This window comes from Kitasatospora sp. NPDC093558 (genome assembly GCF_040683475.1).
Lineage (GTDB): Bacteria > Actinomycetota > Actinomycetes > Streptomycetales > Streptomycetaceae > Kitasatospora.
Genome location: NZ_JBFBDY010000175.1, coordinates 1 through 12376 on the forward strand (window position 1 = coordinate 1; position 12376 = coordinate 12376).

Sequence of the window (12376 nt, forward strand, 5' to 3'; positions counted from 1 at the left end):
GCCACGACCAGGCGGCGTCCGCGGCCGGCCGGGTGCGGGCCCGGCCGAGGACGAGGGCGATGCCGCGCGGGAGGCGGCGCAGCAGCGCGGGCAGGAGCTGCGGCTCGTGGCGGACGGCGGCGGTCAGGTAGGCGCCGAGGCCGCTGCCGTACCCGAAGGCCTGGACGGCCAGCGCCTCGTCGGTGCGGCGGTGGCGGTGCCAGACCACGGCGCCGGGCTGGTAGACGAGCGCGTACCCGTCGGCGAGCACCCGGAAGAAGGCGAGCAGGTCCTCGCCGCCCCTGGCCGGGGTGCCGGGGCCGGTGGCCAGGTCGAAGCCGCCGAGGGAGCGCAGCAGCGCGGCCCGGATGGCCATGTTGCCGCCGGAGCCGAAGCGCCCGGCGGTGAACGGGAAGAGGGGGTCCGGCGGGGGGTCGGCCAGGGACCACCGGCGGACAGCGAAGCCCTTGTCGAAGTCGGCGTGGCGGACCACCGCGGCCTGGGCCTCGGTGGCCAGTTCGGCGGGCAGGATCAGCCCGGTCACGCAGCCGGTGCGCCGGTCGCCGGCGAACGCCTCGGCGATCGCGGCCAGCCAGGACCGGTCGACGACGATGTCGTCGTCGACGTAGGCGATCAGCTGCCCCGCGGCCACGGCCAGTCCGCGGTTGCGCGCCCGGGCCAGGCCCACGATCGGCTCGCGCAGGTAGCGCACGCGGCCCAGGTAGCGCTCGCGCACCAGGCGGGCGGCGGCCTCGCTGTGCGGCGCGTTGTCGACCGCGATGACCTCGAAGCGCGGGTAGTCCACCCGCAGGACGGAGTCCAGGCAGTCCCGGAGCATGTCGGCGCGGTCGTGCGTGCACACGACCACGCTGATCAGCGGTGCGTCGAGGAGGGCGTCCGCCCGGGCCGCGAGGCATGGATGGGGCACGCGGGCGGACGCGGTCGGGGGGTGGGTGCTGCGGCCGTCCGCCGACCCCGCCCGGTCGGCGGCGAGGTGGCGGGCGATGGGGGCGGCGAGTTCCGTGCGGGCGGCCTCGGTGAGGGCCAGGTGCAGCCCGTCGGGGTCGGCGGCGGTCGCGCTCACCAGGCCGAGCGGATGGCCGTGCAGCCTGACCAGGGCCAGGGCGCGGCCGGCTGCGCCGGTGGCGTCGTCGCCGCTCGGCAGGCGCAGGCGGGCGGGGGTGGGGGGTTCGGCGGGGGCAGCGGGGGCGGCCGGGGTGGCGGGTTCGGCCGGTCCGGCGTCGAGATCGTCCGCGAGTTCGAGGTCGAGCACGTGCCCGGGACGGCACAGGGCCGCGCCGGTCCCCGCCGCGGGGGCGGTCGTGGGGCGGGCGTCGTCGTCTGCCGTCGTGGCGTCAGGCTTCGTGACGTCGCGCTTCGTGACGTCGCACTTCATGGCGTCGGGCCATCTGGTGCCGCGCATCGTTCCTCCTCGCGGTGCCTGATCCGGGGCAATGCCAGGGCAATGCCGGGGCGTTGCCGGGGCGTTGCCGAAACCGGGCCGGGGGCGGGATCGGTTCAGGGTCGGAGCCGATATCGAGGTCGGGGCCGGGCCGCGAACAGCCCGGGAACGGTCCGGGTCAGTCCGGGCCGCACCGGGCCGGCGTGCCGGCGCGCCCGGGACATCGGGTCCGTCGGGTGGGCGGGCACCCGGGGCGCGGCAACCCCGACCGGGCCGCGCTCCGGGTGTCCGCCCACGGTGGCGCCGCCAGCCGCGCGGCGCCTCGGGACGGCGCGCGGCCGACCGGCGTGCCGCCGGTGCGGTCCGCCGCGCACGTCCGCGGGCCCGCAGGCACCCGGGCGCGTCCGGCCCGACCGGGACGCGCCGCGGGTGTCGCGGTGGACTGGGTGGACGGGGTGAACGGGGTGAACAGGGTGGACGGGGTGGGAACCCGTGGTTCCCGGGGAGGGGAGACGTCGACCAGCGCCCGGTGCAGCGCGGCGCCGCCGCCCGCCGTACCGGTGGCCGTGACCAAGCCGGGCAGGTGTCCGTGCAGCCGCACCAACGCCAACACGCGGCCGGGCGGGTCGGCGGCACCGCGACCGCCGGGCGCGTACCACGCCCCCGGCTCGTCCGGGTCCGGTTCGACGACGCGGACGGGGGTGTAGAGCGAGTCGCGGGCGGCAGGGCGCGGGCAGGCAGCCGCGGTGCGCCGGCCGGTGCCCTCCATCAGTGCTCCCCCGGCGGGGCGGCCGCCGAGGACCGGGCACCGGGACGCTCGGCGATCAGGGTCCGCAGCACCCGGCGGCCGTCGGAGACGGCGTGCAGGTGGGAGCGACCGCTGCGGCGGGGGAGTTCCAGGCTCGGCACCTCGGCGATCCGCAGCCCCGAACGCAGTGCGTGCGCGATCATCTCGGCCTCGATCTCGAAGCCGGTGGAGCGCAGGTCGAGGGCATCCAGGAAGGAGCGGCGGAAGGCGCAGTAGCCGTAGCACAGGTCGGTGAGGCCGGCGTCGTAGAGCCGGTTGGCGACGGCGAGCAGGAAGCGGTTGCCGAGCGAGCGGACCCGGGTGAAGTCCAGCGAGCCGCCGCCGGCGATGCAGCGCGAGCCCTTGACGAAGTCGTAGCCGTGGTCGAGGAAGTGCAGGTAGTGCGGGATCTCTCCGGGCCACATGGAGCCGTCGGCGTCCATCATGACGATGTACTCGCCGGTCGCGGCGGCGAACCCGGTGCGCAGCGCGTTGCCCTTGCCGGGGGCGCTCTGCTGGACGCTGCGCACGGTCGGCAGGCACTGCCTGGCCATCGGCACGGTGGCGTCGCTGGAGGCGCCGTCGACCAGGACGACCTCGTCGACGCAGCGCGGGATCTGCTCGAAGACCCAGGCGATGTTGCGGGCCTCGTTCTGGGCGGGGACGACGAGGCTGACGGTGTGGGTGGTGTCGACGCGGTCGCCGGCACGGCGCATCGGGCGGTGGTCGTGGACCCGGTCGCTGGCGCGCCGGTGCGGGTGCCGGTCCGGCGCGGCGCCGGGGGGCCGTCCTGCGTACGGGTACGGGACGGCGGTGGGGGGCAGGGTGGTGCTCATGGGGGCCTCTCGAACGAGCGGAGGCGGTGGGCGGTCGGCGACGCCGGGGAGCGGGCGCGACGCGGCCCTTGAAGTGTGGCGAACAAGCCCGGGCGCGGACGGATACGCGCACGCGTGACCTGGGAGGTGGCCCCGTGGGAGCCGCCTGAACTGCGGAGAGTGCCGCGGCGGCCGAAGGTGGGGTGCGCACCGCCCGGGCTCTCGCACGGCGCCGAGGGCGCCGTCGAGCGAACTGGCCTGCTGTGCTACCGCGCTCCCAAGGGGGCGCGTGCGTTATGCCAGGGCCTCATCGTCCGTCTGCACGCAGGGTAACGTCAAGGGGTTTTCGTCCGTTTTTCGACGTAACTTCCCATGACGCGCGGTGACGCCGAGTCACCGACTCCCGCGGCGTCACCGTCCCGAGCACCACTACCCCTCAGCGTCACCGCTCCGCGACCGGGCGGCCCTCCGGCTCCTCCGAGATCCGGCGGGCGATCTCGGCCGGCCGCACCGGGCGCCCGAAGTGCCAGCCCTGCGCCCAGTCGCAGCCGATCGTCCGCAGCCGCTCGGCGTCCTTGCGGGTCTCGACCCCCTCGGCGGTGACGTTCAGCCCGAGCGCGTGGGCCATCGACACCAGGCCGCTGACGATCCGCCACCCGGTCGACTCGTCCTTGCCCGGGTCGTGCAGGTCGCCTACGAAGGACCCGGCGATCTTCAGGCCGGAGACCGGCAGGTCGCGCAGGTAGGCGAGGTTGGACCAGCCGGTGCCGAAGTCGTCCACCGCCAGCGACACCCCGAGGTCCACCAGGCCGTGCAGGGTGCGCAGCGCCTCGTCCTCGGGCCCGACCACGGTGGACTCGGTGATCTCCAGCTGGAGCCGGGCCGGGTCCAGGCCGGTGCCGTCGAGGATCCGGCCGAGGTCGCCGACCAGCGCCGCGCTGCGCGCCTGACGGACCGCCAGGTTGACGTTGAGCTGGGGCGCGGCGTCGCCGAAGCGCTTGATCCAGTCGGCCGCCTGGCCGCAGGCCTGCTCCAGCACCCAGCGGCCGAGCGGCATGATCAGCCCGGTCTCCTCGGCGGTCGTCACGAACTCGTCCGGGCCGAGCACGCCCAGCTGCGGGTGGCGCCAGCGCACCAGCGCCTCCACGGCGGCGAGCCGGCCGTCGCCGAGCGCGTAGAGCGGCTGGTAGTCGATGAAGAACTCGCCGCGGTCGAGGGCGGCGGGCATCCGCACCGACACCGCGTACCGGCTGACCGCGCGGGCGTTCTCCTTCGGGTCGAACAGCGTCCAGCGGCCCCGGCCGGCCTCCTTGGCCCGGTAGAGCGTCAGGTCGGCGGCCCGGACGGCGGCACCCGGGGTGGTCGTGGACACGCGCCGCTCCAGCACGCCGACGCTCGCGCCCACGGCCAGCTTGTGATCGCCGATCAGCACCGGCCCGGCGAGCGCCTTGAGGACGGTCTTCGCGGCGGCGACCGCCTCCTGCTCGCCCCGGCACTTCTCCAGCAGCACGACGAACTCGTCGCCGCCGAGCCGGGCGACCAGGTGCCCGAGCGGGGAGAGCGCGGCCTTCAGCCGGGCGGCGACGGCGGAGAGCAGCTGGTCGCCGGTGTCGTGGCCGAGGCTGTCGTTGACGATCTTGAAGCCGTCGAGGTCGACGTAGCACAGGCCGAACCGGGCGCCCGGCTCCGGCTCCTCGAACAGCTTCTCCAGCCGCTCGAAGAACGCCGCCCGGTTGGGCAGCCCGGTGAGCGGGTCGTGGGTGGCCTGGTGGCGCAGCCGCTCCTGCAGCCGGTAGCGGTCGGTGACGTCCTCCAGCATCGCGACCTGGTACTGCGGCCTGCCGTCGTCGTCGCGGATCAGCGAGACGGTCAGGTGCGTCCAGATGACCTCGCTGTCCTGGCGGTAGTACGGCTTGTCGAACTGGAAGTAGTCCCGCTTGCCGCTGATCAGGTCCTCGTACGCCTCCCACACGCCGGGCGTGTCCTCGGGGTGGACGAGGTCGCCGACCCGGCGGCCGATCATGTCCTCGGGTCCGGCGCCGAACAGGTCCTGGAGGGCCTTGTTCACGGCCAGGATGTTGCCGTCCGTGTCGCCGATGCCGATGCCGATCGCGGCACTCTCGAACAGGGCGCGGAAGCGGGCCTCCGAGGCGCGCAACGCCCGTTCGGCCTCCTTGCGGGCGAGGTCCGCGGCGGCCCGGATCGCCTCCTGCTCACGCAGCGTGCGCTCGCGCAGGGCCGCCGCCCAGCCGGCCCCGCCGGCGCGGGTGCGCGCGGGGCGGGGGTCGTGGAGGACGGTCTGGGCGTCGCCCAGCCGCCCCGCCCGGGCCCCCACGACCGGGTCAGTGAAGTGCGCCTCGACCAGCTCGGCGCCGGCCCGCTCGGCCAGGTGCGGCTCGAACGGCTCCTCCTGCTGGGCGCGGTGCAGCAGCGCGGCGGTGCGGGCCACCAGCCGGCCGAGCAGGCCGGGGTGGACGGCGGTGCCGTGGTCGCCGGAGAGCAGCCGGGCCCACTCCTCGTGGAACCGCTCGGCGCTGCCGGACACCGGGGGCGTGCTCATGCGACCGCCGCCCCGCTGGGGTCGGCGGGGTGTCCGCAGGGTCCGCTGGGGTCGGCGGGGTGTCCGCACGGTCCGCTGGCTCCGCTCAAGGGCGGAACCCCACGCCCGCCACCCCGGCCATCCGCTCGGGGTGCTCGCCGACCGACTCCGGCTGGTCCGGGCGCCACTGCGGCAGGTAGACCACGCCCGGCTCGACGAGCTCGAAGCCGTCGAACATCGCGGTGATCTGCTCGTGGGTGCGCATGGTCAGCGGGGTCGGCGTCATCCGGTAGAGCTTCTGGTGGTCCTCCGCCTGGTCGGGGCGGCCCTCCAGCGAGGCGTGGGAGAGGACCAGCGCGCTGCCGGGCGGGAGCGCGTCGCGGATCGCCGCGACCAGCTTCCACGGGTCCTCGTCGTCGCTGACGAAGTGGGCGACCGCCACCAGCAGGACGGCCACCGGCTCGCCTGCCGCCAGCAGCCCGGCGACCTCGGGGTGGGCCAGCAGGTCGGCGTCGCGCAGGTCGGCCTGGACGACGGCGCTCAGCGGGTCGTCCGCGAGCATCAGCCGGCTGTGCGCGACGGCCACCGGGTCGCGGTCGACGTAGACCACCTGTGCCCCGGGGGAGATCTCGCGGGCGATCTCGTGCACGGCGCCGAAGGTCGGGATGCCGGAGCCGACGTCCAGGAAGCGGGTGATGCCGCGCTCGGCGAGGAACGTCACGGCGCGGCGCAGGAAGGCCCGGTTGGAGCGCATGATCTGGGGCAGCTCCGGCCACAGGGCGATCGCCTTGCGGGCCATCTCCCGGTCCACCTCGAAGTTGTGCGATCCCCCGAGGTAGTAGTCGTAGACCCGTGCGGCGTTCGGTTTGTCCAGGTCCGTGCCCTCCGGTACCCAGCTCGGTCGCCGCATGCCTGTGACTCCTTCACTCCGGTTCTGGGGCGCCAGCGGCCGCAAGCCACTGCTGTGACAGATGAGACTACAAGCACAGAAGATCCTCCCCCGCACCCCGAACGGGTGCAAGCGGAGTGCGCGTCTCCCGCTGCCGGTGCCGCTGTTGCGGGTGGCGCGGCCGGTACCGGCTCCCGCGCTGCCGGGCGGGCGTGGCGGGCGTGGCGGGGCCGAGAATGGGGGTGATGGCCGGACGCATCGAGGATTACGCCCTCATCGGCGACCTGCAGACCGCCGCCCTGGTCGGCCGGGACGGTTCGGTCGACTGGCTCTGCCTGCCCCGGTTCGACTCCCCCAGCTGCTTCGCCGGACTGCTCGGCGACTCCGACCACGGCGCCTGGCGGCTCGCCCCGGCGGGCGCCGGCGACTGCCACACCCGTCGCTACCGGGGCGACAGCCTCGTCCTGGAGAGCGAGTGGCACACCGCGGGCGGGCGGGTCAGGGTCACCGACTTCATGCCGCAGCGCGGCCCGGACGGGCAGCGCGCCCCGCAGCTGATCCGCGTCGTCGAGGGCCTCGCGGGCAGCGTCCCGATGCGCGGCTCGCTGCGGCTGCGCTTCAACTACGGGCGCATCGACCCGTGGGTGCGCCGCACCGGACACCACCGGGTCGCCGTCGCCGGGCCCGACTCCGCCTGGATGAGGGTGCCCGACGGCGTCCACACCTACGGCCTCGACGGGGCCACCACCTCCGAGTTCACCGTCACCGCCGGGCACCGCGTCCCCTTCGTCCTCACCTGGCAGCCCTCCCACCTGGCCTCCACCTCGCGCACCGACCCGGACCGCGCGCTGCTCGACACCGTCTCCCAGTGGCAGCACTGGGCGGCCGGCTGCCGCTACCAGGGCGAGTGGCGGGCCGCCGTCCTGCGCTCGCTCATCACGCTCAAGGCGCTCGCGTACGCGCCGACCGGCGGGATCGTCGCCGCGCCGACGGCCTCGCTGCCCGAACGGATCGGCGGCGCCCGCAACTGGGACTACCGCTTCTGCTGGCTGCGCGACTCCTCGATGACGCTCTCGGCGCTCCTGCGCAGCGGCTTCCGCGACGAGGCCGTCGCCTGGCGCCGCTGGCTGCTGCGCGCCATCGCCGGGGACCCGGGCGACCTCCAGGCCGTCTACGGGGTCGCCGGGGAGCGGGTGCTCGGCGAGACCACCGCCGACTGGCTGCCCGGCTACGAGGGCTCGCAGCCGGTGCGGTTCGGCAACGCCGCCGTCGACCAGCTCCAACTCGACGTCTACGGCGAGGTGGTGGACACCCTGCACCTCGCCCTGCTGGCCGGACTGCCGATGGAACGGCACGTCTGGACGCTGCTGCGGGCCCTCATGGGGTACCTCGAACGGCACTGGCGCGAACCGGACGAGGGGCTGTGGGAGGTGCGCGGCGGGCGGCAGCACTTCGTGCACTCCAAGGTGATGTGCTGGGTCGCCGCCGACCGCGCCGTCCGGCTCGCCGAGACCACCGGGCTGCCCGCGCCGACGGAGCGCTGGCGGGCGATGCGCGACGCCGTCCACGCCGACGTGTGCGCGAACGGCTACGACCGGCGGCGCGGCGTCTTCGTCCAGCACTACGGCGGGCGGGGGCTGGACGCGGCCACCCTGTTCGTCGTCAAGAGCGGGTTCCTGCCGCCGGACGACCCCCGGGTCGTGCGCACCGTCGACGCCGTCCGCGACGGGCTCGACCACGGCGGGCTGGTCCGGCGCTACCGGGCCGGACGGACCGGGGACGGGCCGGGCGGGGACGGACGGGCCGATGGCGGGCTGGCCGGGGACGGGCTGGCCGGGGACGGACGGGCCGATGGCGGGCTGGCCGGGGACGGGCTGGCGGGGGACGAAGGCGCCTTCCTCGCCTGCTCGTTCTGGCTCGCCGACGCGCTCGCCGCCACCGGGCGCAGGGACGAGGCGCGCGAACTGTTCGCCCGCGTGGTCGGGCTCGCCAACGACCTCGGCCTGCTCTCGGAGCAGTGGGACCCGCACGCCGGACGCCAACTCGGCAACACCCCACAGGCGTTCAGCCACGTCGCGCTGGTCAACACCGCGTTCGCCCTGGCCGAACCGGACTAGGCTGGGGGCGTGGACCCCAACCACTACCGCTTCCGGGGCGTGTGGCAACTCGCCGCGCCCGCGCGGGAGGTGTACGCGGCGCTGGAGGACGTGCGGAGCTACCCGCTGTGGTGGCCGGAAATCCTGGAGGTGCGGCAGACGGGCGAGGACCAGGGGGTGGTCGTGGTGCGCGCACTGCTGCCGTACACGCTGGTCATCGGGCTGGAGTCCCGCCGCCGCGACCCGGCGGCAGGGGTGCTGGAGGCCGCCATGCGCGGCGACCTCAACGGGTGGTCGCGGTTCACCGTCACGCCGGACGGGTCGGAGGGGCCTGAGGGGTCGGAGGGCGCGGGCTGCCGCGTGCTCTTCGAGGAGGAGACCCGTCCGGGCAAGCCCCTGCTGCGCCGGCTCGCCCTGCCGCTGCACCTGCTGTTCCGGGCGAACCACGCCGTGATGATGCGCCGGGGGCGGCGCGGCCTGGCGGGGTACCTGGCGGCGCGAGCGGGGACGGGCGGGTGACGGCCGACGGTGCACAGATGACGGCCGACAGATTTCAGCGAACAGATTTCAAAATCTGTTCGCTGAAATCTGTTATCTGTTTTCTGTTACCTGCCAGCCGTCAGCCGTCACTTGTCCGCCGGGAACAGCCATCTCCGCAGCCACCGCGTCACCACCGGCAGCGCCGCGTACGTCATCAGCCCGCTGATGAGCGGCGCGGTGACCAGCGGCCGGACGGGCACCGGCAGGCCCGTGAGGTACGGGCCGATCAGCACGGCGGACACCACGACGAGCGGGGCGATCGCGACGGTCGAGGCGACCGCCATCCGCCAGCGCACCGGCGGGCGGCGCTGCGCCGCGCCGGGCGTGGTGGCGAACCAGCCCTCCATCCCGAGGATCTCGTGCCGGTGCACCTCGTGGTGGTGGCCGTCCGCCTTCTCGAAGCAGGCCGCCCGGGCCGGCGAGGCCTGCCAAGCGCGGAACGCCTCGGCGTCCCGGAAGTGCAGCATCAGGTGCCAGGGTTCACCCGGCCCGGCCGGGCGCAGCAGTCCGGTCCCGAGGTTGCCGTCATGGGCGGAGGCGGCGGCGAGGATGTTCCTGGCCCACGCCTCGAACGCCTCCTCGTAGCCCGGTTCGACCCGCCGGGCCACGAACAGCGTGACCTCGTCGCCCTGTTCGGTGGCCGTGTCCTGCGCCGTCATCGCCATCCGCACCCGCCGCCTCTCCCCCGTACGCCCGCCGTACGCCCGCCGTACGCGGGCCGCCCGGAGCATACGGCCCGGTGCCCGCCCCCGCGCGCCTCGCCCGAAGCGTGGGACGGGCCCGGCCCGCCGGGGTTAGCGTGGCGGCGCACGCCCGACGCCCCGGAGGCCCGCCGTGGACCGCAGCCCGAGCACCCCGCACCGCACCCCCGACCCCGACCCCGCAGCGCCCCACACCTCCACCGCCACGCCCGACTTCGGTTTCGGGCGGCCCTTCGACCGGTCGGGCACCGGGAGCAGCAAGTGGGCCCGGGCCTCGGCACCGGGGATGATCGCCATGGGCCTCGCGGACATGGACCTGCCGGGCCCGCCGGCCGTCGCCGAGGCGCTCGCACGCCGCGCGCGGCACCGGGCGTACGGGTACACGGTGTGCGACCCGGCCGGGCGGGAGCTGGTGACGCGCTGGTACCGGACGCGGCACGGCGTCGCGATCGACCCGGACTGGGTGCTGCTCCTGCCGTTCGGCCCGCGCACGGCGGTCCGGCTGCTACTGGAGGCCGTACGCCCGGAGGCGCCCGTCGCCTTCCCCGCCCCGGAGTGGGGCGGCTTCGCCCAGGTGTGCCGCGCCGCCGGCCTGCCGTACCGGGAGCTGCCCCTCGACCTCGCCCCCGCCCTCTACGTCGACCCCGACCCCGGCCCCGGCCCCGACCTCGCCCCCGGGCACGGCTACCGCCTCCCGTCCGGCCTGCTCCCCCGCCCCACCTCCGTCGTGCTGCTCAGCAGCCCGCACAACCCGTCCGGCCGCGTCTGGCCCGCCGCCGGGATCCGCGCCCTGGCCGAGGAGGCGGCCGAGGCGGGCGCGCTGCTGGTCTCCGACGAGGTGCACGGCGACCTCACCCACCCCGGCCACACCCACCCGGTCGCCGTCACAACCGTCGACGAGCGGCTCCGCCCCCGTACCGTCACGCTCAACTCCGTCGGCAAGACGTTCAACACCTCCGGCCTCCCGAGCAGCTTCGCGCTCGTGCCCGATCCCGCCCTGCGTGCCCGGCTCGTCGACACGATGGCCGGCTTCGGCTTCTGGGAGGGCGGTCTCGTCGAACAGGCCGTCCAGCATGCGGCGCTGAGCGAGGGCGGCCCCTGGCTGGACGCCCTGCTCGCCCACCTCACCGCCGCCCGCACCCGCCTGACCGGCCTCCTCGGCCCTGCCGTCCGCTCCGCGCCGCAGGCCTCGTACCTGCTCTGGCTCGACGCCGCCGCCCTGGGCCTGCCGCCCGCCGCCGCCCGCCGGGCGCTCCTCGACCGCTGCGGCCTGGAGGCCTCCGACGGCGCGGACTTCGGCCCCGGCGGCCACGGCGCGCTGCGCCTGAACTACGCACTGCCACAACCCCTGCTGGACACCGTTCTCGAGCGCCTCGCCCGCTTGTGAACACGCTCCGCACGCACGTCAAGGCCCCTTCCGCGCCTGGTGAAAGCACCTTCGTACGCCCCACGGAATGCCCCCGAAGGACGTCCACGGAGGGTTCCGTTCACCCGATTGCGCGGCCTCTGACCTGCGAAGACGAACATTCACGCGAATTTTGCGGGGCGTCCCCGCATGCTCCGTAGCAGACTGGGCAAGGTAGACCGGGCCGCAATCGTGATCCCGAGGATGGTGAGTCCGGTGATACCCGTATCCCCGACCACTCCGCCCGACCGGCAGAGCCCCCCGCCGACCCCATCGGGGGTCACCCCGCTGACGGAGTCGGGGGCGCGCAGCCACGTGTCGGGCGTGTGCTTCAAGATCGGTCCGCCCAGGCTGGTCGGCGTCGAGGCCGAGTGGTTCGTCCACGACGACCGATGTCCCAACCGGCCCGTCCCCCCTGAACGGACCCACGCCGCCCTCCGGTCGCTGCCGCTCGGCGGCGAGGACGGCACCTCGCTCCCCTCCGGTTCGCGCCTCACGCTCGAACCCGGCGGACAGGTCGAGCTCAGCTCCCAGCCCGCCACCGGCCTCCTGGCCTGCGTCGACGACACCCGGCGCGATCTGACCGCCCTGCGGGCCGCGTTCGCGGCCCAGGGCCTGCGCCTCACCGGCACCGGCACCGATCCCCTGGCCCGCCCCCGCCGGATGGTCCTCGACCACCCCCGCTACGTGGCGATGGAGCGGTACTTCGACGCCGCCGGCCCCTGGGGCCGCATCATGATGACGGGCACCGCGTCCCTCCAGGTCTGCCTGGACGCCGGCGCCGCGGACGGCCCGCACGCGGCGGACCGGCGCTGGCTGCTGGCCCACCGGCTCGGCCCGGTGCTGGTCGCGGCCTTCGCCAACTCGCCGCTGCTGGACGGGAAACCGACCGGCCACCGCTCCACCCGGCAGATCGTGTGGTCCCGGATGGACCCGAGCCGCACGCTCGCCCCGGCCCCCGACCACGGCGACCCGCGCGAGGCGTGGGCGCAGTACGTGCTGGACGCCGAAGTGCTGTGCATGCGCCGCCCGGAGGGCCTCCCGTGGACGGCCCCGCGCGGCCTCACCTTCCGCGACTGGCTGCGCGGCGCCGGCGAACGCCCGCCCACCCTCGCCGACTTGGAGTACCACCGCACCACGCTGTTCCCGCCGGTGCGCCCGCGCGGCCACCTGGAGCTGCGGATGATCGACGCCCAGCCCGGCGACGGCTGGGTGGTGCCCAC

General features: G+C 75.3%; 10 protein-coding genes. 4 read left to right on the forward strand and 6 right to left on the reverse strand.

The annotated features are described in order from the left end of the window. The 5 genes from AB0O00_RS18325 to AB0O00_RS18345 all read right to left on the reverse strand — a co-directional run. Positions 1-1402: glycosyltransferase (locus tag AB0O00_RS18325; protein ID WP_363652961.1), on the reverse strand; the 1402-nt coding region annotated here is incomplete at its 3' end. A gap of 157 nt (positions 1403-1559) precedes the next feature. After that, on the reverse strand, positions 1560-2150 hold the full coding sequence (locus AB0O00_RS18330; RefSeq protein WP_363652962.1) for a hypothetical protein: 591 nt from the start codon (positions 2148-2150) through the stop codon (positions 1560-1562). After that, entirely contained in the window at positions 2150-3004 is an 855-nt protein-coding gene (locus tag AB0O00_RS18335) for a glycosyltransferase family 2 protein (RefSeq protein WP_363652964.1), read from the reverse strand. Before AB0O00_RS18335 ends, AB0O00_RS18330 begins: the two co-directional genes overlap by 1 nt. A 421-nt stretch (positions 3005-3425) precedes the next feature. Further along, a complete protein-coding gene (locus AB0O00_RS18340) occupies positions 3426-5543 on the reverse strand; it encodes an EAL domain-containing protein (protein WP_363652966.1) in 2118 nt (705 codons plus the stop codon). An 85-nt stretch (positions 5544-5628) separates the two neighbouring features. Next, the gene (locus AB0O00_RS18345; protein ID WP_363652968.1) at positions 5629-6432 is read right to left on the reverse strand and encodes an SAM-dependent methyltransferase; all 804 of its coding nucleotides are present in this window, start codon (positions 6430-6432) and stop codon (positions 5629-5631) included. Positions 6433-6656: 224 nt separating this feature from the next. Between AB0O00_RS18345 and AB0O00_RS18350 the strand changes: the two genes are divergently transcribed. After that, positions 6657-8528, forward strand: a complete 1872-nt coding sequence (locus tag AB0O00_RS18350) for a glycoside hydrolase family 15 protein (protein WP_363652970.1) — start codon at positions 6657-6659, stop codon at positions 8526-8528. A 9-nt stretch (positions 8529-8537) separates the two neighbouring features. After that, the gene (locus tag AB0O00_RS18355) at positions 8538-9026 is read left to right on the forward strand and encodes an SRPBCC family protein (protein ID WP_363652971.1); all 489 of its coding nucleotides are present in this window, start codon (positions 8538-8540) and stop codon (positions 9024-9026) included. 107 nt (positions 9027-9133) lie between these two features. On the opposite strand, the gene AB0O00_RS18360 is transcribed toward AB0O00_RS18355, so the two are convergent. Continuing rightward, complete coding sequence (locus tag AB0O00_RS18360; RefSeq protein WP_363652973.1) at positions 9134-9706, reverse strand: antibiotic biosynthesis monooxygenase; 573 nt, start codon at positions 9704-9706, stop codon at positions 9134-9136. Between the two features lie 175 nt (positions 9707-9881). Here AB0O00_RS18360 and AB0O00_RS18365 point away from each other — a divergent pair, with 175 nt between their 5' ends. Both AB0O00_RS18365 and AB0O00_RS18370 read left to right on the forward strand, forming a co-directional pair. After that, the gene (locus AB0O00_RS18365; protein WP_363652975.1) at positions 9882-11135 is read left to right on the forward strand and encodes an aminotransferase class I/II-fold pyridoxal phosphate-dependent enzyme; all 1254 of its coding nucleotides are present in this window, start codon (positions 9882-9884) and stop codon (positions 11133-11135) included. A gap of 306 nt (positions 11136-11441) precedes the next feature. Further along, positions 11442-12376, forward strand: a 935-nt coding sequence (locus tag AB0O00_RS18370) for a glutamate-cysteine ligase family protein (RefSeq protein ID WP_363652977.1), incomplete at its 3' end; no start/stop codon positions are given.

Bases quoted from the DNA above. Each gene is read 5' to 3' on its own strand.
- AB0O00_RS18330 (WP_363652962.1), bottom strand. From the start codon at position 2,150: ATGGAGGGCACCGGCCGGCGCACCGCGGCTGCCTGCCCGCGCCCTGCC.
- AB0O00_RS18335 (WP_363652964.1), bottom strand. From the start codon at position 3,004: ATGAGCACCACCCTGCCCCCCACCGCCGTCCCGTACCCGTACGCAGGA.
- AB0O00_RS18340 (WP_363652966.1), bottom strand. From the start codon at position 5,543: ATGAGCACGCCCCCGGTGTCCGGCAGCGCCGAGCGGTTCCACGAGGAG.
- AB0O00_RS18345 (WP_363652968.1), bottom strand. From the start codon at position 6,432: ATGCGGCGACCGAGCTGGGTACCGGAGGGCACGGACCTGGACAAACCG.
- AB0O00_RS18350 (WP_363652970.1), top strand. From the start codon at position 6,657: ATGGCCGGACGCATCGAGGATTACGCCCTCATCGGCGACCTGCAGACC.
- AB0O00_RS18360 (WP_363652973.1), bottom strand. From the start codon at position 9,706: ATGACGGCGCAGGACACGGCCACCGAACAGGGCGACGAGGTCACGCTG.